The sequence below is a fragment of the Acidovorax sp. JHL-9 genome, assembly GCF_000426205.1.
Classification (GTDB): domain Bacteria; phylum Pseudomonadota; class Gammaproteobacteria; order Burkholderiales; family Burkholderiaceae_C; genus Acidovorax; species Acidovorax soli.
This window is the reverse complement of sequence record NZ_AUEX01000001.1, coordinates 177,580-202,108: the sequence shown is the minus strand read 5'-3', so window position 1 is coordinate 202,108 and position 24,529 is coordinate 177,580. Positions and strand designations below refer to the sequence as shown.

Genomic DNA, 24,529 nt, shown 5'->3' with positions numbered 1-24,529 from the left:
CTTCAGTGAATTGGAGAAGAGGGGGCTCAGGCCACCAGGGCCCACAGCAACGCCGTGAGTGCAAAGCCCGCCAGGCCCAGCACGGTGGTCAGCACCGTCCAGGTGCGCAGGCCATCGCCCACGCTCAGGCCCAGGTAGCGCGTCACGATCCAGAAGCCCGAATCGTTGACATGCGACAAGCCCAGGCTGCCAAAGCCAATGGCCACCGTGAGCAACGCCACTTGCAGGGGGGAATAGCCGCCGCCCGCGATCGCGTCGGCCAGCAGGCCGCAGGTGGTGATGATGGCCACGGTGGCCGAGCCCTGGGCGGCGCGCAGCGCCAGCGCGATGAGGAAGGCCAGCAGGATCAGTGGCAGGTGCGTGGCCGTGAGGCTTTGCGACAGCGCCGCGCCGATCCCGCTGGCGGTGAGCACCTTGGCAAACACGCCGCCGGCGCCCGTCACCAGGATCACGGTGGCGGCCGGGGGCAGGGCGGATTCCATGATGGCGTTGGTGCGTTCGCGGTTCCAGCCCTGGCTGCGGCCCAGCAGGAACATGGCCAGGCCCACGGCCACCGTCAGCGCAAAGATGGGCGAGCCGATGAAGCCCAGCACATTGCGCAGGCTGTCGCCCTTGGGCAGCAGCGTGGCGCCGGTGGTGCCGGCCATGATGAGGGCCAGCGGAATCAGGATCAGCGCCAGGATGGTGCCCACGCCCGGCGCGCTGCGGGCTTTGGATGCAGCGGTTTCATCGCTGCTGCCAAAGGCGGCGAACTGCTCGGCCGTGGTGGGCAGCAGGGGGTAGCCCTTGCGGTTGAGCCAGCCTGCCACGTACTGCGACAGCGCCGCCAGCGGAATGCAGATGGACAGGCCAATGATGGTGATCCAGCCGATGTCGCCCTTGACGATGGCCGCACCGCCCACGATGCCGGGGTGCGGCGGCACCACCACGTGTGCGGCCAGCATGATGCCCGCCACGGGCAAGCCGAACTTCACCGGGTTGACGCCTGCGGCCTTGCAAAAGCCATAGACGATGGGCACCAGGATGATGAAGCCCACGTCAAAAAACACGGGAATGGCCAGCACCAGCGCCGCCGCCGTGAGCGCCATGGGCACGCGCGTGGGGCCCAGCAGCTGCGTGAAGCGGTTGGCCAGGCTGGCCGCGCCGCCCGAGACCTCGATCATGCGGCCCAGCATGGAGCCCAGCGCCACCAGGATGGCCACCGAACCCAGCGTGCCGCCCATGCCCGCAATCAGCGTGCTGATGATGTCGCCAATGGGCATGCCGGTGGCAAATGCCACCAGAAAGCTCACCAGCATCATGGCCACGAAGGCGTGGACCTGCCAGCGGATGATGAGCAAAAGAAGCAGGGCAATGCTGCCGGCGCCAATGCCGAGGAGTGCGAGGGTGGACATGCGAGGGTTCTCTGAATGGAAGGGCGAGCGCGACGCGCTGCACCACTGTTGGTGTGTTTATATGGTTATCATACAAATTTATGAAGGCGCCCTTGCTGCGGGTTAACCCTGATGCGGGGTGGCGTTCTTAAAACAGCAGCGGCGGCGAGGCCTGTACCAGCGGCTGGGCCAGCCGCTCGCCGTCCTGTGCCCAGAAGGCGGGATCGGCCTGCTCGATGCGTGACAGTGCGTTGCGCATGTGCTCGGCAGCGGCGTGCCGGGCTGCAGGGGCATCACCCGCTTCTATGGCCTGCACGATGCGCTCATGTTCCTGCGTCACGGCCTGGGCAAAGTCGGCGCGCCGCGCTTCGTTGGCGCGGGTCACGCGCGTGGCGCCCTTGAGGAACTGGGCCAGGTAGTCCAGCGTGCGGATCATGAAGGGATTGCCCGCGGCCCGGGCAATGGCGCGGTGAAACAGCACATCTTCTTCCACGCCATCGCGCCCGGTCTGCACGGCCTGGGCAATCTGCCGCATGGCGTGGCGGATGGCGGCCACGTCGGCGGGATTGCGGCGCTGCGCGGCCAGTTCGGCCACTTCGGATTCGAGGGCCTTGCGCACTTCCACGATCTGCATCACGGCCTCGCGCGATGCCGAGTGCGGCAGGTCAAAATGGAGCGGCTCGATGCCCGGGGCCTGCACATACACGCCACTGCCCTGGCGCGAATCCACCAGTCCCAGCGATTTCAGGCGTGAAACGGCTTCGCGCACCACCGTGCGGCTGACCTGGAACTGCTGGGCCAGCGCGGCCTCGGTGGGCAGCTTCTCCGCCGCCTGGATGCGGCCTGCGCGGATTTCCGCTTCCAGCGCGCTGGCGACCTGATCGGACAGCTTGATGCCGGGTTTGATGGCGGAAAACGGTGACGACATGGGTAAAGCGGCTCAGGGATGACGGCGGCAGCGCGGGGGAGGCAGGCCTGGCTGACTGTACCCCAAGCGCCTGGGCGCACACCGGCGCAGCGAAGGGGCCGGGGCAGGTGCGCAAGGGCGCATGGCCCAGCGCCCAACCCGCCGCCCGGCTACTTTGGCGCTGCGCAGGAATCGTCCAGCCGCGCCAGGTCTGCGATTTTTTGCAGGCGGGAACGGCTGTCCATGCAGGTCTGGTACTGCGCCTCGGCGGTCTTCTGCTGGGCCAGCCGCGCGGCGTTGGCGCGTTCGGCCTGCAGCTGGGCCATGCGTTCGCGGATCTGCGGCATGGCGGCCAGGGCCGACTTTTCGCCTTCCAAGATGGCATTGGCGCGCTGGCTGAAGTCCGTCGAACCGATGTCCAGCACCTGGGGGCGGATGATCACATCGGCACGCGCCAGTTCGGCCTGGCCCAGTTTCTGGCCCATGATGGCAATCGACTGGCCCAGCGTGCCCAGCATGTCGCCGGGCGATTTGCCCCGGGCCTTGCTGGAGATGTCCACGGCGATCACGATGTCCGCGCCCAGCTGGCGCGCCGCATCCACCGGCACGGGGCTCACGACGCCGCCATCCACGAAATGGTATTTGCCAATGGTCACGGGCTGGAACACGCCCGGCACGCTGCTGGAGGCGCGCACGGCCTGGCCCGTGTTGCCGCGCGCAAACACGGTGCGCTCGCCGTCTTCGAGCCTTGTGGCCACGGCCACGAAGGGCTTGGCCAACTGTTCCATGGGCTTGCGGCGCACCTGCTCGTTCACATAGTCTTCGAGCTTCTGGCCCAGCACCAGACCGCCCGAAGACAGCTGCAGGTCGCGGATCCGGGTTTCGTCGAGTGCCACGGCTTTCTCCTGCATCTCGAAGGCATTCATGCCGCTGGCATACAGCGCGCCGACCACGCTGCCCGCGCTGGTGCCGGAGATGACAGCGGGCGCCAGCCCATTGGCCTCCAGCATCTTGATCACGCCAATGTGCGCAAAGCCCTTGGCCGCGCCGCCGCCCAGGGCAATGCCCACACGGATGGGACTGGTGGAGGACGCAAGAGGGGGCTGCGCCGACGTTTCGGGCCGGGTGGGGCTGGTGCCACCACAGGCCGCCAGGGCCAGGGTTGCCAGCACGGTCACTGCGGCGCGGGCGGCCAGTGGGGGGAAAAAAGCGGTCAAGCGCATGCCAGGCAATCCTGCGGTCCAACGGGGCGGGCAGTATAGCGGTGGCATTCCCCTGACACCGTGGGTGGTGTATTCGCTCCTGGAAAAGGAGCTTCTGGCGCTTGACCTGATTGCGCTAGAAGGCTTTTGGGCTGAATTTCACCGGACTGCACGCCCGCGCACCGTTAGGCCCTCTGCGGGCCTCGGGCGGCAGAGCGCCTTGCCCTTACCTGGGTCTTGCTGCCGCGCTGGCCACGGCAAGCGCCGTCATGTTGAACACCCGGCGCACGGTGGATGCAGGCGTCAGGATGCAGGCCGTGGCCGCAACGCCCATCAGGATGGGGCCCACGGTCACACCACCGCTGGTGGTGGTTTTCAGTACGTTGTAGAGGATGTTGGCGGCATCCAGGTTGGGGCAGATCAGCAGGTTGGCCGAATCCGTGAGGGTGGAGTCCGCCATGTAGGCGTTACGGATGTTCGGCTCCAGCGCGGCGTCGCCGTGCAGCTCGCCGTCGCACTCGATTTCAGGGTGGGCCGCCACAAACAGGTCGCGCGCCTCGCGCATCTTGCGGGCCGAGGCGCGTTTGGACGAGCCGTAGCTCGAATGCGACAGGAAGGCCACCTTGGGCGGCAGGCCAAAGCGCTGCACCTCCTGCACCGACATCCAGGCGATGTCGGCGAGCTGCTGCGCCGTGGGGTCTTCGTTCACATAGGTGTCGGCAATGAAGAGCGTGCCGCGGTTGGTCATCAGGGCGTTGAGCGCAGCGTAATCGCGTGCACCCTCCTGGCGGCCCAGGATGCTGTGGATGCGCTCCAGGTGCGTCTCGTAGGTGCCCACCAGGCCGCAGATCATCGCGTCGGCGTCGCCCAGCGACACCATCAGCGAGGCGATGATGGTGTTGGAGCGGCGCACGGCGGCCTTGGCCACTTCGGGTGTGGCGCCGTCGCGCTTCATGCGCCGGTGGTAGTGCTCCCAGTACTGGCGAAAGCGCGGGTCGTCCGAGGGGTCGCAGATCTCCACGTCCTTGCCCGGCTGCATGCGCAGGCCGGCCTTGGCGATGCGCGCCGCGATCACGGCGGGGCGGCCAATGAGGATGGGTGCAGCGATCTTGTCGTCGATGGCCATCTGCGCGGCGCGCAGGGCGCGCTCGTCTTCGCCGTCGGCATAGGCCACGCGCTTTTGCGCGTCGGGCAGGGCCTTGGCCGCATTGATCACCGGGCGCATCAGCATGCCGGTCTGGTACACGAAGCGCGACAGCGTTTCCTTGTAGGCCTCCATGTCGTCGATGGGGCGCGTGGCCACGCCCGATTCCGCCGCCGCCTTGGCCACGGCGGGCGCGATCTTGAGGATCAGGCGTGAGTCGAAGGGCGTGGGGATGAGGTAGTCGGGGCCGAAGGTGAGTTCCTTGCCCGCATAGGCACTGGCCACTTCCTCGCTGATGTCGGCCTTGGCCAGGTCGGCGATCTGGCGCACGCAGGCCAGCTTCATGGCCTCGGTGATCTTGGTGGCGCCACAGTCCAGCGCGCCGCGGAAGATGTAGGGGAAGCACAGGACGTTGTTGACCTGGTTGGGGTAGTCCGAGCGGCCCGTGGCGATGATGCAGTCGGGGCGGATGGCCTTGGCCAGCTCGGGACGGATCTCCGGCTCGGGGTTGGCCAGGGCCAGGATGATGGGCTTGGCCGCCATGGTTTTCACCATCTCGGCCGTGAGCACGCCCGGGGCCGAGCAGCCCAGGAACACGTCGGCGCCGTTGACAGCATCGGCCAGCGTGCGCGCTTCGGTTTTTTGCGCGTAGCGCGCCTTGGATTCGTCGTAGCCGCCGGGGCGGCCTTCATAGATGACGCCCTTGGAGTCGCACATGAAGATGTTTTCCACCTTCACGCCCAGGCCCACCATCACACCCACGCAGGCAATGGCGGCGGCACCGGCGCCCGACACCGCGATCTTCACCGAGCCAATGTCCTTGCCCACCAGTTCCAGGCCATTGAGCAGTGCCGCGCTGCTGATGATGGCCGTGCCGTGCTGGTCGTCATGGAACACCGGGATGTTCATGCGCTTGCTCAACTCCTGCTCAATGTAAAAGCACTCGGGCGCCTTGATGTCTTCGAGGTTGATGCCGCCCAGCGTGGGCTCCAGCGCGGCAATGATCTCGATGAGCTTGTCGGGGTCGCGCTCGGCCAGTTCGATGTCGAACACGTCCACGCCCGCAAACTTCTTGAACAGGCAACCCTTGCCCTCCATCACCGGCTTGCCGGCCAGCGGGCCGATGTCGCCCAGGCCCAGCACGGCCGTGCCGTTGGTGATCACGCCCACCAGGTTGCCGCGCGAGGTGTAGTCGAAGGCCTTGCTGGGGTCGGCCTGGATATCGAGGCAGGGGTAGGCCACGCCGGGCGAGTAGGCCAGTGACAGGTCGCGCTGGTTGGACAGGGGCTTGGTGGGTGTCACCGCAATCTTGCCCCGGCCGGGGTTGCGGTGGTATTCGCGTGCGGCGTCGCGCAGTGCCTGTTCGGCGGCGGAAATGTTCTGTGTCATACGGAAATCCTGGAAATCGTCGGCGGAATGCAAAACCAGCGCACCCGGGGGGCACGGGGCCCATGTGCCGATCCGTGCGCAGATGGGGCCGGACCTTCCTTTTCTGCATCTGTCGCCACCCTGCCGCACGCGGGTGCGCGGTGGCCAGGTGGCGAGCGCACAGTCGCGCAGGTGACGCGACCGGGCCGGTGCAGGGCACTGGAATGTCCCCGGGATGGAGCGGGCTGACAGGATAACCGGGTTACGGTCCTGGTTGAATGAATCCTGGCAGCCGAGGGTTGCTTTGGAGCGGGCGTGAACGCTGCCGCAGCGCTCAGAGCCTGTTGACGATCTCGCAGGGGATCGCGTTGGAGCACCATCGGGATGAGTGGATGCTTAGGGTGCGCCGCATGGGCTCGCGCCCATGCCAGCAGCCGGGGCGCCAACACTCCAAGTACATCGGCCCGATTGCGCTCCAACCCTTGGGGCAGCGGTCTTTGCGGGCGGTCTGCGGCGTTGCGGCGTTTGTGGATAGCCGGGCTATCCACTGCGCACCACGCCTTGCATCCCATCGCGCAAAGACCGCTGCGCGACCCCTGGGAGATCGTCAACAGGCTCTCAGGCGAGCAGGTCGCTCAGCGCGCGGGCCACCACCTTGGTGGCGCGGCGCAGGTCTTCCAGATCGAGCCGCTCGTCGGCCCGCTTGGCATGCGATTCAAGCACGGTGCGCGGGCCGGCGCCGTAGATCACGCCCGGAATGCCACGCTCCCCATACAGGCGCACATCGGTGTACAGCGGCGTGCCCACGGCGGGCACGGGTTCGCCCAGCACGGCCTGGGCGTGCTTTTGGATGGCCTGTACCAATGGGGCATTGCCCACCAGCGGCGTCATCGCATTGGCCAGCAGCAGGCGCTTGATGTCCACGCTGATGCCGGCGCGCTCGGCCGCAGCTTGCTCGATCACGCGGCGGATGGTGGCTTCCACCTCGGCAGGGTTCTCTTCGGGGACCATGCGGCGGTCGAGCCTGAACGTGACCTTGCCTGGCACCACGTTGGTATTGGTGCCGCCTTCGATGCGGCCCACGTTGAGGTAGGGGTGCTGGATGCCCGCCACGCTGGACGTGACCTTCAGGTACTCCTGGTTCTGCGCATACAGCGCGTTCAGGATGTGCACTGCGCCCTGCAGCGCATCGACGCCGGTGTGGGGCACGGCGGCATGGGCCATCTTGCCGTGCACGGTCACTTCCATCTGCAGGCAGCCGTTGTGGGCGGTCACCACTTCGTAGCTGAAGCCCGCGGCGATCAGCAGGTCGGGTTGTGTCAGGCCGTTTTTCAGCAGCCAGCCCGGGCCGAGTTCGCCACCAAACTCTTCGTCGTAGGTGAAGTGCAGCTCCACCGCGCCCCGGGTGGGCCTGGCCACGGCTTCGAGCGCGCGCACGGCAAAGGTGAAGCTGGCAAAGTCGCTTTTGCTCACGGCGGTGGCGCGGCCGTACATCGTGCCGTCCACGATCTCGGCGCCATAGGGGTCGTGTGTCCAGCCTTCGCCGGGAGGCACCACGTCGCCATGGGCGTTCAGGGCAATGGTCCTGCCCGAACCGGGTGCGCCGTAGGGCCGGCGCACGATCAGGTTGGTGATGGATTCCATGCCGTAAGCCAGCACATCGGCAGCCGGCACGGCATGTTGCTCGGCGGTGAAGCCGAAACCCTGCAGCAGTTCGGCGGTGCGCTCGGCGTGCGGCGCGTTGTTGCCCGGCGGCGTATCGGTGGGCACGCGCACCAGGGCCTGCAAAAAGCGCACTTCCTCGTCGAAGTGCTGGTCGACCCAGGCGTCGAGCGCGGTGTAGTCGGTGGTCATGGCTGGTGTTCCTCGGCAAGCTGGTGCAGCACCTGGGTGAAGGCCTCCACGGCCAGCTGCATGTCGTTGTGGGTGGTGGATTCGAGCGGGTTGTGGCTGATGCCGGAGTTTTGCCCGCGCACGAACAGCATGGCCTGCGGCATGATCTCGTGCAGTTTCATGGCGTCATGCCCGGCGCCGCTGGGCATGCGGAAGACGGGCAGTCCCAGGGCATCCACGGCACGTTCCCAGTGGTGCTGCAGGGCAGGGGTGCTGGGTGCTGCGGCGGCGCGCATCGATTCTTCCAGCGTGTAGCGCAGGCCGCGCCGCTGGGCAATGCGCGCCAGCGCATCGAGCACGTCGCGCACCAGGGCGTCACGCTGGGCGTCGGTAGGGGCGCGCAAGTCCAGTGAAAAGCTGCAGCGCCCCGGAACCACGTTGATGGAGCCTCCGGGCACATTCAGCAGGCCGATGGTGCCCACCGCGTCGCCATCCTGCGCGGCGCGCTGCTCCACATACAGCGCCAGTTCGGCCACGGCCACGGCGGCGTCGCGGCGGCTGTCCATGGGGGTGGTGCCAGCGTGGCTGGCGGTGCCGATCATCTCGGCCACAAAGCGCACACCGCCGTTGATGGAAGTGACCACGCCCAGGGGCAGGTCCAGCCCGTTGAGCACGGGACCCTGCTCGATGTGCACTTCGACGAAGCCCAGGTACTGCGCCGGGTCGCGCTGGAGCCGTTCAATGTCGTCGATGCACAGGCCTGCCTGCTGCATGGCCTCGCGCATGGTGATGCCGTCGGCATCCTTCTGGTCCAGCCAGGCGGGGTTGAAGTGCCCGATGAGCGCACCCGAGCCGAGGAAGGTGGCCTTGTAGCGCTGGCCTTCTTCCTCCGCAAACGCCACCACCTCGATGCCAAACGGCAGGCGTTGGCCCGCGCGGTGCAGTTCGCGCACGCAGGCCATGGGCACAAAGATGCCCAGGCGCCCGTCGTACTTGCCGCCGTTGCGCACCGTGTCGTAGTGCGATCCGCTCATGAGGTACTTGGCCGCGGGCTGCGCGCCGTGGTAGCGGCCCACCACATTGCCCACGGCATCGGTCTCCACGCTGTCAAAGCCGCACGCGTGCATCCATTGGCCGATGCGCCGCGCGCAGGCGCGGTGCGCGTCGGTGAGGTAGGTGACGGTGAGCTGGCCCTTTTCGGCAAAGCCGGGGTCGGAGTGTTCGGCCAGTTGCTCTTGCCAGTCCCACACGTCGCCGCCCAGCACGGGCTCGGCACCGAACTTGTCGTTCAGGCGGATCTCGGCAATGCGGTGGATATTGCGCAGGGCCTCGGCCAGCTCGAACTCCGGGTGGTTATCGAGCCGCCGAGCAAAGGTGTCGATGATCTCGCGCTGGTTCAAACCCGTGCCACGGGGCCCGCGGACGGCCAGGATGAAGGGGAAGCCGAAGCGCGCGTTGTACGCGGCATTGAGCTGCTGGATGTGCTCCAACTCCTCGGGCGTGCACTGCGTCAGGCCCGCCTTGCTCTGCTCGTGGGTGGATTCTGCGGTGAGGCTTTGGGCCACCATGGCTTTGCCTGCGAGTTCGGGGTGGGCACGGATCAGTTCCAGCTGCGCGTCCGTATGGGCGGTGCGCACGGCTTGCGCCATGGCGTGCTTCAGGTGGGCCAGCGAGCGAAAAGGCCGCTGCGCCAGCGCCTGTTCGGCAATCCAGGGCGAGTGTTCGTACAGTCCGTCCAGCCATTGCAGGGCATCAGCCGCGCTGGCGGTGTTGAGTTGTTCCAGAGTCAGGGGCATGGTGTTTGCTTTTACCAGGTGGTCTGCTTTCGCTTATGAGGTAAGCGCTGGTTGTCAATTGGTTTCATAGCGCGGGCGCTGGGTGGTGCTGCGCCCAGTGGCGCGCAATGTCGATGCGCCGGGCCACCCACACCTTGTCATGCTGCGCGATGTGGTCCAGAAACCGCTGCAGCGCCGTGATGCGCCCGGGGCGGCCCAGCAGGCGGCAGTGCATGCCGACGCTCATCATCTTCGGGGCGTTGTCGCCGGCCGGGTCGCCCTCGGCATACAGGGCATCGAATGTGTCCTTGAGGTACTGGAAAAACGGGTCGGCGTGCGAGTAGCCCTGGGGCAGGGCAAAGCGCATGTCGTTGCAGTCCAGCGTGTAGGGCACGATGAGCTGGGGCACCGCCGTGCCGTCGGTGCGCCGCACCTTCATCCAGAAGGGCAGGTCGTCGCCGTAGTAGTCGCTGTCGTAGGCAAAGCCGCCATGGTCGGCCACCAGGCGGTGGGTGTTGGGGCTGTCGCGGCCGGTGTACCAGCCCAGGGCCCGTTCCCCAGTCAGGTGTTCGATGATTTCCATGGCCTGCTGCATGTGGGCGCGCTCGATTTCCTCGGGCATGTGCTGGTAGTGGATCCACTTGAGGCCATGGCAGGCGATCTCGTGGCCCAGTTCCACGAAAGCGGCCGTGAGCGCGGGGTGGCGCTGCAGCGCCGTCGATACGCCGAACACCGTGAGCGGCAGCTTGCGCTTTGCAAACTCGCGCAGGATGCGCCACACCCCGGCACGCGAACCGTATTCGTAGATGCCTTCCATGCTCATGTGCCGCTCGGGGTAGCTGGCGGGGTTGAACATTTCCGACAAAAACTGCTCGCTGCCCGCATCGCCGTGCAGCACGGCGTTCTCGCCCCCTTCTTCGTAGTTCAGCACAAACTGCACTGCAATGCGGGCGCCGCCGGGCCAACGCGGGTGGGGCGGGTTCTTGCCGTAGCCGATCAGGTCACGCGGGTAAGGCTGGGTGGAGTCGTAGATCATGGACGGGGGCAAAGGGCTGGGAAATCATGCGTTGCCTGGCAGTATCGCCGCCGAATCGCGGGCGGGGTACCCGTGCCCCCAGGCAGGCAAATCACCAGCCAGCCGGAGGCCGGGTTGAAGCAGTGGGGTGCGACGGCAGGCATCCATGCCTTGGCGCTGGGGCGGGTCGGCGAAAATTCCATGGACCCGATGCGCAGTGCCTACACTTTGGGCACCGGCTGTGGTATCCCATGCCGGCTTCCCACCTTCAGGAGATTGCCCCATGGGCTTGAGCACCCACGTTCTGGACACCATGCACGGCTGCCCCGCGGCTGGCATGGAGGTGTCGCTGTTTTCCACCCGGGGTGACGAGGCCACGCTGATCCAGCGGCTGGTGCTCAACCACGATGGCCGCACCGATGCGCCGCTGTTGGACAACGCCAGCCTGCGCGCTGGCACCTACCGGCTGCGTTTTGACGTGGCGGGGTACTTCAAGGCCCGGGGCGTGGCACTGCCCGAACCCAATTTCTTGAACCAGGTGAGCCTGGACTTCGGCATCGCCCATGCCGACCAGCATTACCACGTGCCGCTGCTGGTAAGCCCCTGGAGCTATTCGACCTACCGGGGTTCGTGATGAGGGGATGACAGTGCGGTGGCATGGAAAACTGTCCGCCGAAACTGGCACGCCCCAGGGAAGGCGCGCAGCGCCTCCGGGGGATGTCTTTGGAGCCGTTCACGATCCCCTGCGGGATTGTGAACAGGCTCTTAAAGCTGACCTTCGGTCAGGGTATCCAGCTGGAAATGCCCGCTCTTGTCCCACAGCCAGGTGTCGGTATAGGTGACGCGGCCCATGCGGGCAGGTACCGGGAACGGTGCGGCGGCACGCACGGTGCGCTCGATTTCGGCCACCACTTCGGGGGCATGGCGCGGGGCGCGCATCCAGTGCAATTTGGTGATGCGGCCGTTGCGGTCGATGTCCACTTCCAGCACCCCAATGGCGTACAGCAGGGGCGGGAGCTTGCCCTTGAAAACCCGCTGGTTGTTCTGGTTGTAGAGGTGGGTTGCCGCGTCGCGGCGATAGGCCCGCGCGGTGCTGGCCGCTGAGGGGCCGGGTGTTACCGATTTGCCCAGTGAATGCGCCGCAGCATCGTCGCTGGGCAAGCGGCTTTCGGGAGACGGGGGCACGTTGACAGGGGTGGACTTGCAGGCGGCAAGGATGGCGCCAACGGTCGCCATGAGGCCGGCCAGGAGCCAGTGACGACCCGTTCGGGAAGAGCGTTGGAGCGAGGTGGGGGGCATGGTGTTGTCGCTATGCTGGTGGGCACGATGCATGCGCGCTGTGCATGGCAGTGCAATGAACCTGTGGAAGTTTGCCGTGGCTGATCTGTTGTTACTGCTGGAGGATCTGAAGGCTGCCCCGGCCTGTTGGGTGACCGTGGAGTCTACACAAGGCTCTACCCCGCGGGAAGTGGGGGCGTGGATGTTGGTGTTTGAAGACAAGCTGGTGGGCACGGTCGGTGGCGGGCATATCGAGTACCAGGCCATTGCCGAGGCCCGGCGCAGGCTGCGCGGGGGGCAGGGGGCGCCGCAGTTGCGTTACGCGCTGGGGCCCGCCCTCGGCCAGTGCTGTGGCGGCGTGATGCACCTGCGATTTGCGTTGGTGGGGGCGCAGGATGGGGCAGACCTGCAGCAGCGCCTGGCGAGCGTGCGCCACCCGGTGGCCTTGTTTGGCGGCGGGCATGTGGGCCATGCGCTGGCGCGTGTGCTGGCGCCGCTGCCGTTTGCGCTGACCTGGATCGACAGCCGCGATGGTGTCTTTCCTGTCCATCCGCCGGGCGATGTGGTGTGCGAGCATTCCGAACCGGTACACATGGCCGTGCCGCGTCTGGCAACGGGCAGCCGCGTGCTGGTCATGAGCTTCAGCCATGCCGAAGACCTGGATGTGGTGGCGGCATGCCTGCAGCGCCAGCGCACCCGGGGTGATCTGCCCTTCATCGGGCTGATCGGCAGCCAGACCAAATGGGCCACGTTTGCGAGCCGGCTGAACGGGCGGGGTTTCACGCCGCAAGAGCTGGCGCATGTGACTTGCCCCATCGGGGTGCCGGGCATCGTGGGCAAGGACCCCGAGGTGATTGCGGTGGCCGTGGCCGCGCAGCTGCTGCAGACCTTGCAGGGGGCGCGAACAGCCTTCAGGAGCCATTCCAGCGGTCGATGAAGCGGGTTCAGGCGTAGCCGGGAAAAAAATCTGCTTACACTTTGGGCCGAACCGCAAGGTTTCTGGGTCGCAGCGGTGCCCCGGCAGATGTCTGCCACGGTGCGCGGCCCCTTTGTCTGCTCAGAGCGCCCGCCGTGGTGAGCAGGTTTGCAACGCAGCGCGCCGGCGCTGCCAGGGTTGAGACATGGAAAGCTATCTTCTCGACTGGGCCAACCTGCTGCTGCGCTGGATCCACGTCATTACCGCGATGGCCTGGATCGGCTCGTCGTTCTACTTCGTTTTTCTGGACAGCAGCCTCACGCCGCCCGAGGACGATGACCTGAAAAAGCAGGGCGTGAGCGGCGAGCTGTGGGCCGTGCACGGCGGCGGCTTTTATCACCCGGTCAAGTTCGCGGTGTCGCCGCCCCGGTTGCCCAAACACCTGCACTGGTTCTTCTGGGAAAGCTACAGCACCTGGATGAGCGGGTTTGCGCTGTTCACGGTGTCTTACCTCTACAGCGCCAGCACCTACCTCATCGACAAGTCGCGCATGGACTGGGCGCCCGCCACGGCCATCGGGGTGGCGCTGGCGTTCCTGGTGGTGTTCTGGCTGCTGTACGACGCGATCTGCCGCATCTTTGGCCAGAAGAAGAACGGCGACGCCATCGTGGGCGCCTTGGTGTTCGTGCTGGTGTGCGTGGCCTCCTGGCTGGCCTGCCACTGGTTTGCCGGGCGTGCCGCCTTCTTGCTGGTGGGCGCCATGATCGCCACCGCCATGAGTGCCAACGTGTTCTTCTGGATCATCCCCGGCCAGCGCACGGTGGTGGCCCAGATCAAGGCCGGCCAGCCGGTGGACCCGATCCACGGCAAGCGCGGCAAGCAGCGCAGCGTGCACAACACCTACTTCACGCTGCCGGTGCTGTTTGCCATGCTGAGCAACCACTACAGCTTTGCCTGGAGCCACCCGCAGAACTGGCTGGTGCTCATCCTCATGATGTTGGCGGGCGCGGCCATCCGCCAGTTCTTTGTGATGCGCCATGGCTACCTGCTGGGCAAGAGCGGCCATCCGCTGCCGTATGCGCTGGTGGGCGTGGCCGTGATCGTGGGCGCCATCGTGTGGATGCGCCCGGTGGCCTTTGTTGCTCCTGTTTCAGGAGCTTCTGGCGCATACGGAATAATCGCTGGAGATCAATATGGCTATCTATCTGTGCAGGCGGTGCTGGAGCAGCGCTGCACCCAGTGCCATGGTGCCCAGGTGCAGATGAAGAACCTGCGCCTGGATTCACCCGGCAGCGTGAAGCAGCACGCCCAGGCCATTTACCAGCAGGTGGTGGTGCAAAAGCTCATGCCCATGAACAATGCCACGCAGATGACTGACGCTGAACGCGCACTGATCGGGCGCTGGTACGCGGCGGGTGCCCCCGCGCAATGATCAGGCGGGGGGGCTGGCCTGCAGGCCCAGGCCCGTCAGGTAGACGTCCAGCGCAGCCCGGCCGTTGGCCTGCAGGTCAAACGCGGCGGGGTTGAGCAGCCATTGGTGCACCAGCCCCTCGATCAGCACCTGCAGGCCCCGGGCCGCGCAGTCCAGCGGCACCGGCGGGGGCTGGCTGCGGGCGGCGAAGGCCCTTTGCAGCGCGACATGGTTGCGCGCCACGCAGCCGTCGTGCACGCTCAGATGGCGCTCCAGCACGGCTCCCATGTCGGCGGTGTATTCCACCTGGTGGGTGGCGATTTGCAGCACGCGCTGCGTCTGCGCGTCGGTGGCGATCAGGTGCAGCGCATCCAGCATGGCGCTGCGGATCTCGGCCACGGGGTGGGGCGATTGCTCCACATAGGCCGCCACCAGGGTCTGCTCCAGCGGCAGGGTCACGCGCTCCATCATGGCGTTGAACAGGTCGGCCTTGTCCTTGAAATGCCAATAGATCGCCCCCCGCGTGGTACCTGCCGCCACCGCAATGTCATTGAGGGAGGTGTGTGAAACGCCACGCGATTGAAACAATTGTTCCGCAGCATCGAGCAGGTTGTTGCGCGTGGTCTGTGCGTCTGCCTTGGTGCGGCGGGCCATGGAATACCTTTCACTGGTAGGGGTGCTTTTGCCACTATACATACATTCTTGAATGTATGTATGCTTTAATGCAGCACTTCGTTACCGTGCTGCGGTCCTGTGCGCTGAACGCCGAGCCACACTAGACTGACTCCATCCGCGGATTCACCGCGCCTTTTTCTCCAAGGAACGCCATGTCTGCCTTGCGCCATGTCAAGACTGCCCCCGTTGTTGCCTCTGCCTCGTCCCCTGCGCTGGTGCGCCTGGGCGTTGCGGCGGGTGGCCTGTCCGTTGTATTGCTGTTGGCAGCCTGTGGCAAGTCCGAGGCGCCAGCGGCAGCGGCTGGTGGCGGCATGCCCGCACCCGAAGTGGGTGTGGTCGTGGCAACGCCGGGCAATGTGGGCCTGGTCACCGAACTGCCCGGGCGCCTGGAAGCGTCGCGCGTGGCCCAGGTGCGGGCCCGGGCGGCCGGCATTCTGCAAAAGCGGCTGTTCCGTGAAGGCAGTGACGTGAAGGCCGGTCAGCCACTTTTTGCGATCGACCCCGCCCCCTACGCGGCAGCCCTGCAAAGTGCGGAGGCCACGCTGGCACGGGCCCAGGCCAACCTGACCCAGGCCGCCGCGCTGGCAGAGCGTTACAAGCCGCTGCTGGCCGCCAACGCGGTCAGCCAGCAGGAATACGCCAACGCCGCGGCCGCGCACAAGCAGGCCGAGGCCGATGTCGCCGCCGGCAAGGCCGCGGTGCAGACGGGGCGCATCAACCTGAATTACGCCAGCGTCACGGCGCCGATTTCGGGCCGCATCGGCCGCGCCCTGGTCACCGAAGGCGCGCTGGTGGGGCAGGGCGAGGCCACGCAACTGGCCGTGATCCAGCAGATCGACCCGGTGTATGTCAATTTCACCCAGTCGGCTGGCGAGGTGATGAGGCTGCGCCGCGCCATGGCCGACGGCCAGCTCCAGCGCGCCGGGGGCAGCGATGCGGCCAGCGTGCGCGTGGTGCTGGAAGATGGCAGCGAATACTCGCGTCCTGGCAAGCTGCTGTTTTCCGACCTGACGGTGGATGCCAGCACGGGCCAGATCACGCTGCGCGCCGAGGTGCCCAATCCCAAGGGCGATTTGCTGCCGGGCCTGTATGTGCGCGTGCGGCTGGAGCAGGCCGAGGTGGCCAACGCCATCACGCTGCCGCAGCAGGCCGTGACGCGCACCCAGCAGGGCGACCGCATCACGGTGGTGGGCGCCGACGGCAAGCCCAGCCAGCGCACGGTGAAGGTGGGTGCCGCGCGCAACAACCAGTGGGTTGTCCTCGAAGGCCTGAAAGAAGGCGAGCAGGTCATGGTCGATGGCTTCCAGAAGCTCCAGATGATGCCGCCCGGCACGCCCGTGAAGGCGGTGCCGTGGCAGGCCCCTGGCAGCGCCGCTGCTCCGGCACCCGCAGCCTCAGCATCAGGTGCTGCGCCCGCGGCCAGTGCCCCCGCTGCGGCCGCCAGCGCCGGCCAGAAATAAGGAGCCAGCCCCATGGCCAAGTTCTTTATTGACCGTCCCATCTTTGCGTGGGTGATTGCCCTGTTCATCATGGTGCTGGGCGCCGTGTCGATCACCAGGCTGCCGGTGTCGCAGTATCCCTCCGTGGCGCCACCGAGCATCGTGGTCACCGCCGCCTATCCGGGCGCTTCGGCGCAAACGCTGGAAGACAGCGTGCTGGCCGTGATCGAGCGCGAAATGAATGGCGCGCCCGGCCTCGCCTACATGGAGGCGGTGAGCCAGGCCAACGGCACCGGAACCCTGACGCTGAGCTTCGAGCCGGGCACGAATCCCGATCTGGCCCAGGTCGAGGTGCAAAACCGCCTGTCGCGCGCCACGCCGCGGTTGCCTGCCGTGGTAACCCAGCAGGGCGTGCGCGTGGACAAGTCGCGCAGCAACTTCCTGCTGTTCACCATGCTGTCTTCCTCGGACCCCCAATTCGACGTCAATGCGCTGAGCGATTACGCCGCACGCAACGTGGTGCCGGAACTGCAGCGCGTGCCCGGCATCGGCCAGGTGCAGTTGTTCGGTGCCGAGCGCGCCATGCGCGTCTGGGTCGATCCGGCCAAGCTGCAGGGCTACAACCTGTCTGCCGCCGATGTGGCCAGCGCCATCCAGGCGCAGAACGCACAGGTCTCGGCCGGCAGCCTGGGCGAGTTGCCCAACCTGAGCGGCCAGAGCATCTCGGCCACCGTGGTGGTGCCGGGGCAGATCAGCTCGACGAAGGAGTTTGGCGACATCGTGCTGCGTGCCAATGCCGACGGCTCCACGGTGCGCCTCAGGGATGTGGCGCGCATCGAGCTGGGCGCCCAGTCGTATGCCACCACCGCGCGTCTGAACGGCAAGCCGGCCACCGGCATGGGGCTGCAGTTGTCGCCCTCGGGCAATGCGCTGGCCGCAGCCACGGCCGTCAAGACCCGCATGGCCGAACTGGAGAAATACTTTCCGCCGGGCGTGAGCTGGACCATCCCTTACGACAGCTCCGACTTCGTCAAGATTTCCATCAAGCAGGTGGCCCAGACCCTGCTGGAAGCCATCGCGCTGGTGTTTCTGGTGATGTTCCTGTTCTTGCAGAACTTCCGCTATACCGTCATCCCGACCATCGTGGTGCCGGTGGCCCTGCTGGGCACTTTCGGCGCATTGCTGGCCATGGGCTTCTCGATCAACGTGCTGACCATGTTCGGCATGGTGCTGGTGATCGGCATCGTGGTGGACGACGCCATCGTGGTGGTGGAAAACGTCGAACGCATCATGAACGAGGAAGGCCTGCCGCCGCTGGAGGCCACGCGCAAGGCCATGGGCCAGATCTCGGGCGCCATCATCGGTATCACCGTGGTGCTGGTCTCGGTGTTTTTGCCGCTGGCCTTCTTTGCCGGCTCGGTGGGCAACATCTACCGCCAGTTTTCGGCGGTGATGGCGGTGTCCATCGCCTTTTCTGCCTTCATGGCGCTGTCGCTCACGCCCGCGCTGTGCGCCACGCTGCTCAAGCCGGTCGAGGCCGGGCATGGGCACTCCAAGACGGGCTTTTTCGGGTGGTTCAACCGCAGCTTCGCCCGCAGTGCCAAGGGCTATGAAGGCTGGGTGGCCAAGCTGCTGCGCCGCGGCGGCCGCATGATGGTCATCTATGTGGCGTTGATCGCCGCCGTGGGCGTACTGTACATGCGCCTGCCCACCTCGTTCTTGCCCAACGAAGACCAGGGCAACCTGCTGGTCAACATCCAGCTGCCGCCTGGCGCCACGCTCGAGCGCACCCAGGCCGTGGTGGAAAAGGTCGAGGGCTTCATGCTGCAGCAGCCGGAAGTCAGGAACATCGTCGCCGTGCTGGGCTTCAGCTTCTCCGGCCAGGGGCAGAATGCCGGTCTTTCGTTCGTGACGCTCAAGGACTGGTCCGAGCGCACCGGTGCCGGGCACACGGCCGAAGCCATTGCAGGGCGTGCCATGGGTGCGCTGTCGGGCGTGCGCGATGCGTTCATCTTTGCGCTGAGCCCGCCGCCCATTCCCGAGCTGGGCGTGAGTTCAGGCTTCACCTTCCGCCTGCAGGACCGCGGTAGCAACGGCCACGATGCACTGGTGGCGGCCCGCAACCAGATGCTGGGCATGGCCTCCAAGAGCAAGGTGCTCGCGGGCGTTCGACCCGACGGCCTGGAAGACGCGCCGCAATTGCAGGTGGACATCGACCGTGACAAGGCCAGCGCCCAGGGCGTGGGCTTTGCCGCCATCAACAATGCCATTTCTACCGCTCTGGGCTCGGCCTACATCAACGACTTCCCGAACGCTGGGCGTCTGCAGCGGGTGGTGGTGCAGGCCGAGGCCGAGGCCCGCATGCAGCCCGAGGACATCCTCCAGCTCACGGCACTGAACAGCCAGGGCAAGGCCGTGCCGTTGTCATCGTTTGCCACCACACGCTGGGTCAGCGGTGCCATGCAGACCGTGCGCTACAACGGCTACCCCGCCATGCGCATTGCCGGTGGCGCCGCCCCTGGCTACAGCACCGGCGAGGCCATGGCCGAGATGGAGCGCCTGGCCGCGCAGCTGCCGGCCGGTTTCGGCTTTGAATGGACGGGCCAGTCGCGCGAAGAAAAGCTCGCCGGCTCGCAGGCCATCGTGCTGTACGGTTTTGCCATCCTGGCGGTGTTCCTGTGCCTGGCGGCGCTGTACGAGAGCTGGTCGATTCCGCTGTCGGTGATTCTGGTGGTTCCGCTGGGGGTGCTGGGCGTGCTGCTGGGCATCAGCCTGCGGGGCATGACCAACGACGTGTACTTCCAGGTCGGTCTGATCACCATCATTGGCTTGTCGGCCAAAAACGCCATCCTGATCATCGAGTTCGCGAAAGACCTGCAGGCACAGGGCAAGGGCGTCATCGAGTCGGCGCTGGCCGCGGCCCATCTGCGCTTTCGCCCGATCGTCATGACCTCGCTGGCCTTCATTCTGGGCGTGGTGCCACTGGCCATCGCCTCGGGTGCCAGCTCGGCGAGCCAGCGTGCCATTGGCACGGGCGTGATCTCCGGCATGGTGGTGGGTACCTTCCTGGCCGTGTTTTTCGTGCCTATCTTCTTTGTGGTGGTGCGCAGCCTGTTCAAGGGCAGCCAGCGCCAGCGGCAATTCGATGCCCAGCATTCCCACCAGGCTGGCACAGGGGACTCCCATGCGTAATGTTTTCACGGCCCGCCGCACTGCCGGCGTTTGCGCGGCCCGCCTTCCTGCTGCCACGGTGCTTGCCGTTGCGGCGCTGCTGGCCGGTTGCTCCATGATTCCCACCTACGAGCGGCCCGCCGCCCCCGTGGCGGCGCAATGGCCCGCCGTGGGCGCTGCCCAGGGCAGCACGACCGCCACGGCCACCACAGGCACCGCCGCGGCCGCCGACCTGCCCTGGCAGGACTTTGTGGGTGACGCGCGCCTGCGCGAGCTGGTGGCGCTGGCGCTGCAAAACAACCGCGACCTGCGCGTGGCCGTGCTCTCCATCGAGCAGGCCCGCGCCCAGTACCAGATCCGCCGGGCCGACCAGTTGCCCACCATCAATGCCGCCGCCACGGGCAACCGCCAGCCGGCCACCGATGGCAGCGGCAGGATCAGCAGCGCCTACACCGCTGGCCTGGCCATGGCATCCTGGGAAATCGATTTCTTTGGCCGCGTCGCCAGCCTGAAGGAAGCGGCCCTGGCGCAGTTCCTGGCCACGCAGGAGGCGCGCAGTGCGGTGCAGACCAGCCTGGTCGCCTCGGTGGTCAGCACCTGGCTGAGCCTGCAGACCAACGAAGAACTGCTGGCCCTGACGCAGCGCACGCTGGCCACCCGGGACGACTCGTTGCGGCTCAACCGCCTGCGCTTTGACCAGGGCGTGACCTCGGCCCTGGACCTGCGGCAGGCCGAATCCCTGACGGCTGCCGCGCGTTCCACCCTGGCCCAGCAGCAACGCCTGCGCGCGCTCGATGTGAACGCGCTCACGCTGCTGGTGGGGCAAGCCCTGCCCGAGCGGCTGCTGCCCACGCCGCAGGGCGATGAGCGCGCGGTGGCCCTGCGCGACGTGCCCGAAGGCATGCCGTCCGATCTGCTGGAACGCCGCCCCGACATCCGCCAGGCCGAGCAGCAGCTGATCGCGGCCAACGCCAACATCGGTGCGGCGCGGGCTGCGTTCTTTCCGCGCATCGCCCTCACGGCCAGCGCAGGCACCGCCAGCAATGCGCTGTCGGGCCTGTTCAAGAGCGGCTCGTGGGGCTGGACGCTGGCCCCCCAGGCCGTGCTGCCCATTTTTGATGCCGGGCGCAACCAGGCCGGGCTCGACTCGGCCCGTGCCGGGCGCGAGATCGCGGTGGCCCAGTACGACAAGGCCATCCAGAGCGCGTTCCGTGAAGTGGCCGACGCCCTGGCGGGCCGCGCCACCCTGGGCGAGCAGGTGCGGGCCCAGCAGGAGCAGGCCACCGCCGAGGCCGACCGTTTCCGCCTGGCCGATCTGCGCTACCGCAACGGCGTGGCCAGCTACCTCGATGTGCTCGATGCCCAGCGCGCCCTGTTTGCGACGCAGCAGGCGCTGGCACAGACCCAGCTGGCCCAGCGGCAGAACCAGGTGGCGCTGTACAAGGCGCTCGGCGGCGGCTGGCGCGATGCGCTTGCCAGCGCCGCAAGCACGGGCGCGCAAAACTGAGGGGGCTGGCCGGGCCGGGCGTAGGCTGCCGCTTCGCGCAGCGCGCGACTGCGGCGACAATGCCTGCCATGCCAGCACCTTCTGACGTTTCGGGCGCGAGCCTGCCGGACTTTCGTTCCCAGCCGCGCGCATTCTTGCAAGCGCTCTTCCAAACCGCCGTGCGCAGCGCCCAGCCGCTGCACGGCATGCGGGCCTGGCTGCCCCCGCCGCCGCGCGGACGCACGCTGGTGCTGGGCGCCGGCAAGGCGGGGGGCTCCATGGCCCAGGCGCTGGAGGCCCTGTGGCCTGCCGACGCACCGCTGTCGGGCCTGGTGGTGACGCGCTACGGCCATCTGCCGCCCCGGCCGCAGGGGCTGGCGCAGCGCATCGAGGTGGTCGAGGCCGCGCACCCCGTGCCCGATGCGGCGGGCATGGCGGCGGCAGAGCGCATGCTGGGGCTCACTGCCGGGTTGACGGCCGATGACCTGGTCCTGTGCCTGATTTCGGGCGGCGGCTCCTCCTTGCTTACGCTGCCCGCCGACGGCCTGGCGCTGGAAGACAAACAGCGCATCAACCGCGCCCTGCTGGAAAGCGGTGCCAGCATTGGCGAGATGAATTGCGTGCGCAAGCACCTGTCCCGCATCAAGGGTGGGCGCCTGGCCGCGGCCTGCGCGCCGGCGCGGGTGGTCACGCTCACCATCAGCGACGTGCCCGGCGATGACCCCTCCGTCATCGCCAGCGGCCCCACGGTGCCGGACACCACCACCTGCGCCGATGCCCTCGAAATTCTGGCGCGCTACCGCATCGACGTGCCGCTGCCCGTGCGCCAGGCCCTGCACAACGGCATGCTGGAGACCCCCAAGCCCGCAGACGGCGTGTTTGCCGGGCATTCCGTGCACCTGGTGGCCACGCCCTGGCAGGCGCTGGAGGCGGCGGCGGCGGCGGCGCGTGCGGCGGGCCTGGCGGCCTACATCCTGTCGGACGAGATCGAAGGCGAATCCCGCGATGTCGGGCGGGTGCATGCGGCACTGGCGCGTGGCGTGGCGCTGCGCGGCCAGCCGTTTGCACGGCCCTGCGTGATCCTGAGCGGCGGCGAAACCACGGTCACGGTGGGCCCGCGCCGCGAGGGTGCAGCCCCCGGCCGCGGCGGGCGTGCCGGCGAGTTTTGCCTGGGACTGGCGCAGGCGCTGCAGGGCATCGATGGCGTGTGGGCGCTGGCGGCCGACACCGATGGCATCGATGGCATCGAAGACAACGCGGGCGCTCTGGTCTCCCCCGACACGCTGGCCCGCGCCGCAGCCGCGCAATTGCGCGTGGCCGACCACCTGGACCGCCACGATGCCTATGGCTACTTCGAGGCACTGGGCGACCTGGTCATCACCGGCCCCACCCATACCAATGTGAATGACTTCAGGGCGCTCCTGGTTTTATAGCTATTGACGATGGATTGATAATCGCTCGAGGCTTGGTTGATTCAAGTCCTTGCGGTGACGGCTGAACCGCCACGGCATGAAAAAAGGCACGGCAGATGGCTCGGCCGTGCCTTGTCTGCGCCCAGGGGCGCGGTCATCAGAAGCGGTGGCGGATGCCCATGCCGAAGCTGTTGCCGTTGGTCTGGCTGGTGATCTTGTCGTTCATGTACATGGCGTACACATCGGTGCGCTTGGACAGGTGGTAGTCATAGCCCAGCGTGAAGGTTTTGCGGCTCACGTCGGGGGTGGACCACTCGGTCTTGACCCACTCGGCGAGCAGCTTGCCACCGCCCAGGGGCGCAGAGGCGCCCACCTGGTAGGTCTTGCCCTTGGTGGAGGCGGTGTCATCGATCTTCTTTTCGCCATAGCTCAGGTAGGGCTTGACCATGCCGAAGTCGTAGGCGCCCAGCAGCATCCAGTATTTCTGGTTATTGGCCAGCAGCGTGTTCACCGGGTTGTTGAGGTCGGCGTTTTCATAGAAACCGGTCAGGGTCAGCGGGCCGCCAAAGTAAAAGAAATTGGCGCCAATGTTGTTCTTGCCGGGCTTGCCGGCCTGTTCGCCGAACTGGTATTGCAGGTTGGCCTTGAAGCCACCGATGTCGGGCGTGGAGTACACGATCTGGTTGCTCCAGCCCGTGTCGGCGGGAGTCATGGAGCGCCAGCCGGTGCCGTTGAACAGCGGCACATCCTTGTGCAGGATCAGCGGCGAGAAGACGAACGAGTCACCCAGCGGGTTGCCCACCACCGAAGGCAGGAAGTTGGGCGCCATCCAGCGGCCCAGCAGCACCGAGCCGAAGCCGCCCGACAGGCTGACGTTGGCATCGCGTGAGAAGAACGTGTCGTTCGTGAACCGGCCTTGCGTGCCGGTGTCTACCTTGATGAACGAGGTCAGGTTGAAGTGGGCCTTCAGGCCGCCGCCCAGGTCTTCGGTGCCGTTGAAGCCAAACCACGAGGTGGTCAGGCCGCCGCTATCGACAACGGACTGGCTCTTGGCGTCGCCCGCCATTTTCATGGACCCGGCAAACACGTCCATCAGACCCGACACCTGGACGGAACTTTGGGCATGGGCTCCGGCGGCACACAGCAATGCGGCGCCCAAGGCGATCAGGTTTTTTGGCATGAAAACTCCTGCAGAGGTTGAAAGTTCCGGTGTTTCCGGCAGCAAAGGGGGACGCATGGCACCGTCATGACAGTGCACGGCGGGCTCCATGATCATGCCCTCAACAATCTGCCGCAAGTTCCATGTCTCCAAGAGGCGCCAGATGTTGTTTTTCGCGCTTTTGACCGGACGCAGAGAGCGGGCACCGCCTTCCAGAGGGCCCTGCTTCCTTTGATCTTCCTCAAAACGCGCAGTGCTAACGCACGGCAAAGTGGTCCACATGTTGCCATCTACATTCTTCTCACTCCCCGCCCAGATCGAAGTGATTGCTGCCGGCGAAGTGCTTCGCCGGCGCAACGAAACCCTGACTTCGGTGCTGCACCTTGAAAACGGGCGGGTGCTGCGCGGCGTTTATGAAGATGGGCGCATGCGCCACCAGCTGGGTGTGGTGGAAGGGCCCTTCTGGTTGGATGCGGCCTCTGCATTGCTGGAAAGGCCCTTCCCGGTGGACATGGTGGCGGAGACGCGTGTGCAGGTGCGCCGCCTGCCCATCGAGGAGTTCCGGCGCGGGTGCGCGTCGCTGCCTGCCGTGGCGCAGGGGCTGTTGCGGGACCTGGCCACCGGGTATCGGGCGCAGTCCGAACTGGCGGTGAGCCGACTGGCCCAGGACGCCGAGGCGCGCTGCGCCCAGTGGCTGCTCAACCATGCACAGCCCGACCACAGTGGCGCCATGAGCGTCACGCTGCACCAGCGCAAGCGCCTGATTGCCGCGCAGCTGGGCATTGCGCCCGAAACGTTCTCCCGTGTTCTGCGCCACCTGCGCGAGCACGGGCTGATCGCCGGCACCGGCAACGTGCTCAATCTGCCGCAGCCGCATGCGCTGCAATCCGTGGCAGGTTGCTGACGGGCTGGCCGGCCCTCGGACTCAGGGTTTTTCCTTGGGCTGAAGCGAGGGTTCCACCCAA

The 24,529-nt window shown here is 66.8% G+C and carries 18 protein-coding genes; 8 read left to right on the top strand and 10 right to left on the bottom strand.

Features of this window, described 5'->3' with window-relative positions; translation table 11 throughout:
- Positions 1–26: 26 nt before the first annotated feature.
- From K225_RS0100885 to puuE, 7 genes are all read right to left on the bottom strand, one after another.
- A complete protein-coding gene (locus tag K225_RS0100885) occupies positions 27–1,394 on the bottom strand; it encodes a GntP family transporter (RefSeq protein WP_026434643.1) in 1,368 nt (455 codons plus the stop codon).
- A gap of 127 nt (positions 1,395–1,521) precedes the next feature.
- Positions 1,522–2,301 (bottom strand): FadR/GntR family transcriptional regulator, encoded by a 780-nt coding sequence (locus K225_RS0100880; RefSeq protein ID WP_026434642.1) that lies wholly within the window; start codon positions 2,299–2,301, stop codon positions 1,522–1,524.
- Positions 2,302–2,450: 149 nt separating this feature from the next.
- Positions 2,451–3,503 (bottom strand): patatin-like phospholipase family protein, encoded by a 1,053-nt coding sequence (locus K225_RS0100875; protein ID WP_026434641.1) that lies wholly within the window; start codon positions 3,501–3,503, stop codon positions 2,451–2,453.
- A 205-nt stretch (positions 3,504–3,708) separates the two neighbouring features.
- Positions 3,709–6,015 (bottom strand): NADP-dependent malic enzyme, encoded by a 2,307-nt coding sequence (locus K225_RS0100870; protein ID WP_026434640.1) that lies wholly within the window; start codon positions 6,013–6,015, stop codon positions 3,709–3,711.
- 597 nt (positions 6,016–6,612) lie between these two features.
- Positions 6,613–7,848 carry a M20/M25/M40 family metallo-hydrolase gene (locus K225_RS0100865; protein ID WP_026434639.1) on the bottom strand — a complete coding sequence of 412 codons (1,236 nt, stop codon included), beginning with the start codon at positions 7,846–7,848 and terminating at the stop codon, positions 6,613–6,615.
- Positions 7,845–9,623 (bottom strand): 2-oxo-4-hydroxy-4-carboxy-5-ureidoimidazoline decarboxylase, encoded by a 1,779-nt coding sequence (gene uraD, locus K225_RS0100860; RefSeq protein ID WP_026434638.1) that lies wholly within the window; start codon positions 9,621–9,623, stop codon positions 7,845–7,847. The genes K225_RS0100865 and uraD overlap by 4 nt, the downstream gene beginning before the upstream one ends.
- A 64-nt stretch (positions 9,624–9,687) precedes the next feature.
- On the bottom strand, positions 9,688–10,638 hold the full coding sequence (gene puuE, locus K225_RS0100855) for an allantoinase PuuE (RefSeq protein ID WP_026434637.1): 951 nt from the start codon (positions 10,636–10,638) through the stop codon (positions 9,688–9,690).
- Between the two features lie 262 nt (positions 10,639–10,900).
- Here puuE and uraH point away from each other — a divergent pair, with 262 nt between their 5' ends.
- Positions 10,901–11,251, top strand: coding sequence for a hydroxyisourate hydrolase (gene uraH / locus K225_RS0100850; RefSeq protein WP_026434636.1), 351 nt, complete (start codon positions 10,901–10,903; stop codon positions 11,249–11,251).
- A gap of 131 nt (positions 11,252–11,382) precedes the next feature.
- Here uraH and K225_RS0100845 read toward each other — a convergent pair whose 3' ends face one another.
- Entirely contained in the window at positions 11,383–11,853 is a 471-nt protein-coding gene (locus tag K225_RS0100845; protein WP_026434635.1) for a hypothetical protein, read from the bottom strand.
- 118 nt (positions 11,854–11,971) lie between these two features.
- Between K225_RS0100845 and xdhC the strand changes: the two genes are divergently transcribed.
- Positions 11,972–12,832 (top strand): xanthine dehydrogenase accessory protein XdhC, encoded by an 861-nt coding sequence (gene xdhC, locus K225_RS20105; RefSeq protein ID WP_051248553.1) that lies wholly within the window; start codon positions 11,972–11,974, stop codon positions 12,830–12,832.
- Between the two features lie 184 nt (positions 12,833–13,016).
- Positions 13,017–14,243, top strand: a complete 1,227-nt coding sequence (locus K225_RS0100835) for a urate hydroxylase PuuD (protein ID WP_026434634.1) — start codon at positions 13,017–13,019, stop codon at positions 14,241–14,243.
- On the opposite strand, the gene K225_RS0100830 is transcribed toward K225_RS0100835, so the two are convergent.
- Entirely contained in the window at positions 14,244–14,876 is a 633-nt protein-coding gene (locus K225_RS0100830; protein ID WP_026434633.1) for a TetR family transcriptional regulator, read from the bottom strand.
- Between the two features lie 173 nt (positions 14,877–15,049).
- Here K225_RS0100830 and K225_RS0100825 point away from each other — a divergent pair, with 173 nt between their 5' ends.
- Genes K225_RS0100825 through K225_RS0100810 form a run of 4 tightly spaced genes read left to right on the top strand, consistent with a single transcriptional unit; the run spans position 15,050 to position 22,426 of the window.
- Positions 15,050–16,357: an efflux RND transporter periplasmic adaptor subunit gene (locus K225_RS0100825; RefSeq protein WP_034711465.1), complete on the top strand. Its 1,308-nt coding sequence runs from the start codon at positions 15,050–15,052 to the stop codon at positions 16,355–16,357.
- Between the two features lie 12 nt (positions 16,358–16,369).
- Entirely contained in the window at positions 16,370–19,528 is a 3,159-nt protein-coding gene (locus tag K225_RS0100820) for an efflux RND transporter permease subunit (protein ID WP_026434631.1), read from the top strand.
- The gene (locus K225_RS20100; protein ID WP_051248551.1) at positions 19,521–21,014 is read left to right on the top strand and encodes an efflux transporter outer membrane subunit; all 1,494 of its coding nucleotides are present in this window, start codon (positions 19,521–19,523) and stop codon (positions 21,012–21,014) included. The genes K225_RS0100820 and K225_RS20100 overlap by 8 nt, the downstream gene beginning before the upstream one ends.
- Before the next feature lie 59 nt (positions 21,015–21,073).
- Positions 21,074–22,426, top strand: a complete 1,353-nt coding sequence (locus tag K225_RS0100810) for a glycerate kinase (protein WP_369794825.1) — start codon at positions 21,074–21,076, stop codon at positions 22,424–22,426.
- A gap of 136 nt (positions 22,427–22,562) precedes the next feature.
- Here the strand turns inward: K225_RS0100810 and K225_RS0100805 are convergent, their stop codons facing one another.
- Complete coding sequence (locus tag K225_RS0100805; RefSeq protein ID WP_026434629.1) at positions 22,563–23,585, bottom strand: porin; 1,023 nt, start codon at positions 23,583–23,585, stop codon at positions 22,563–22,565.
- Between the two features lie 259 nt (positions 23,586–23,844).
- On the opposite strand from K225_RS0100805, the gene K225_RS0100800 reads away from it, so the two are divergent.
- The gene (locus tag K225_RS0100800; protein ID WP_026434628.1) at positions 23,845–24,468 is read left to right on the top strand and encodes a Crp/Fnr family transcriptional regulator; all 624 of its coding nucleotides are present in this window, start codon (positions 23,845–23,847) and stop codon (positions 24,466–24,468) included.
- Positions 24,469–24,529 lie beyond the last annotated feature (61 nt).

What these genes read in the sequence shown, in the direction of transcription:
- K225_RS0100870 (WP_026434640.1), bottom strand. Translation starts at nt 6,015, where the DNA reads ATGACACAGAACATTTCCGCCGCCGAACAGGCACTGCGCGACGCCGCA.
- uraH (WP_026434636.1), top strand. Translation starts at nt 10,901, where the DNA reads ATGGGCTTGAGCACCCACGTTCTGGACACCATGCACGGCTGCCCCGCG.
- K225_RS0100830 (WP_026434633.1), bottom strand. Translation starts at nt 14,876, where the DNA reads ATGGCCCGCCGCACCAAGGCAGACGCACAGACCACGCGCAACAACCTG.
- xdhC (WP_051248553.1), top strand. Translation starts at nt 11,972, where the DNA reads ATGAACCTGTGGAAGTTTGCCGTGGCTGATCTGTTGTTACTGCTGGAG.
- K225_RS0100820 (WP_026434631.1), top strand. Translation starts at nt 16,370, where the DNA reads ATGGCCAAGTTCTTTATTGACCGTCCCATCTTTGCGTGGGTGATTGCC.
- K225_RS0100865 (WP_026434639.1), bottom strand. Translation starts at nt 7,848, where the DNA reads ATGACCACCGACTACACCGCGCTCGACGCCTGGGTCGACCAGCACTTC.
- K225_RS0100800 (WP_026434628.1), top strand. Translation starts at nt 23,845, where the DNA reads ATGTTGCCATCTACATTCTTCTCACTCCCCGCCCAGATCGAAGTGATT.
- K225_RS0100810 (WP_369794825.1), top strand. Translation starts at nt 21,074, where the DNA reads ATGCCTGCCATGCCAGCACCTTCTGACGTTTCGGGCGCGAGCCTGCCG.
- uraD (WP_026434638.1), bottom strand. Translation starts at nt 9,623, where the DNA reads ATGCCCCTGACTCTGGAACAACTCAACACCGCCAGCGCGGCTGATGCC.
- K225_RS0100875 (WP_026434641.1), bottom strand. Translation starts at nt 3,503, where the DNA reads ATGCGCTTGACCGCTTTTTTCCCCCCACTGGCCGCCCGCGCCGCAGTG.
- K225_RS0100825 (WP_034711465.1), top strand. Translation starts at nt 15,050, where the DNA reads ATGTCTGCCTTGCGCCATGTCAAGACTGCCCCCGTTGTTGCCTCTGCC.
- puuE (WP_026434637.1), bottom strand. Translation starts at nt 10,638, where the DNA reads ATGATCTACGACTCCACCCAGCCTTACCCGCGTGACCTGATCGGCTAC.
- K225_RS0100835 (WP_026434634.1), top strand. Translation starts at nt 13,017, where the DNA reads ATGGAAAGCTATCTTCTCGACTGGGCCAACCTGCTGCTGCGCTGGATC.
- K225_RS0100845 (WP_026434635.1), bottom strand. Translation starts at nt 11,853, where the DNA reads ATGGCGACCGTTGGCGCCATCCTTGCCGCCTGCAAGTCCACCCCTGTC.
- K225_RS0100880 (WP_026434642.1), bottom strand. Translation starts at nt 2,301, where the DNA reads ATGTCGTCACCGTTTTCCGCCATCAAACCCGGCATCAAGCTGTCCGAT.
- K225_RS0100805 (WP_026434629.1), bottom strand. Translation starts at nt 23,585, where the DNA reads ATGCCAAAAAACCTGATCGCCTTGGGCGCCGCATTGCTGTGTGCCGCC.
- K225_RS0100885 (WP_026434643.1), bottom strand. Translation starts at nt 1,394, where the DNA reads ATGTCCACCCTCGCACTCCTCGGCATTGGCGCCGGCAGCATTGCCCTG.
- K225_RS20100 (WP_051248551.1), top strand. Translation starts at nt 19,521, where the DNA reads ATGCGTAATGTTTTCACGGCCCGCCGCACTGCCGGCGTTTGCGCGGCC.